The organism is uncultured Tenacibaculum sp. (genome assembly GCF_947495995.1).
Lineage (GTDB): Bacteria > Bacteroidota > Bacteroidia > Flavobacteriales > Flavobacteriaceae > Polaribacter.
The window spans coordinates 1-1,046 of sequence record NZ_CANMAX010000028.1; the positions used below are offsets into that span (position 1 = coordinate 1).

A 1,046-nucleotide genomic window follows, 5' to 3' on the forward strand; every position below is an offset into this window, starting at 1 on the left:
GATACAGTTACCTTTAGTTTAGCTATTAGTAATGCAGGAGCCAATGCAGCTACGGGAGTCAATGTTTCCGATGTCGTTCCAGCGGGATATAGCGGATTAAGCAATCCAAACACAGTTGGCGGAATCACAGGAGTTATCAGTGGTGGAAACACAGTAACATGGACAGGTTTAAGTGTTCCAAATTCAGGAACGATCACCTTAACCTTTGATGTTGTAGTTGATGCGCCAACAGGAGCAGCCAATGAATATATAAACACAGCTGAGATTACAGCAAGTGATCAATTTGATCCTGATAGTGATCCAACTAGTGATGCTAATACTGATGATAATGGCGATGGAATTTCAGATGATGATGAGGATAGTATTGGAGTAGTTCCAGAACAATCAGATTTAAGTATTGTAAAGGTTATCAGTGATAGTACACCAAATGTTGGCGATGTCGTAACTTTTACGGTTACAGTAACTAATGCAGGTCCAGATCCAGCAACAGGAGTTGGTATCCGCGATGTTGTACCAAATGGATATACTATTGCAACGATTAACAATAGTGGAGTACAGACCGGAACAACGATAAACTGGACAGGCTTAAGTGTTCCAAACAACAATGGAAGTGTTAGTGTAAGTTATACGGCTACGGTTAATGCGCCAGGTGCAGGAGTAAGTTATACGAACAATGCAGAGATTAGTGCCAGTGATCAGTTTGATCCCGATAGTGATCCAACTGCAGGTTCAGGAGTTGATGATAAAACAGATGGATTAGCAGATGATGATGAGACTAGCGTTACTCCAGTTGTAGAGCAATCAGATTTAAGTGTTAGTAAAGGTTTAGCAAGCGGAAGTGCTACCCCAAATGTAGGTGATGTTTTAGTCTTTGAATTAACAATAACTAACGCAGGACCAAGTGATGCAACAGGGGTAGAGATCGTTGATACTTTACCAGTAGCAGGCTATACCTTAGGTACAGTTAATAATGGAGGAACAGCAGCTGGAAATGTAGCTACATGGAGTAATTTAAGTATTCCAAGTGGTGGATTAATTACTGTTAC

The 1,046-nt window shown here is 40.8% G+C and carries 1 protein-coding gene; it reads left to right on the top strand.

Annotated elements, in window-relative coordinates:
• Positions 1-1,046: hypothetical protein (locus Q1A15_RS20905; RefSeq protein WP_299628386.1), on the top strand; the 1,046-nt coding region annotated here is incomplete at both ends.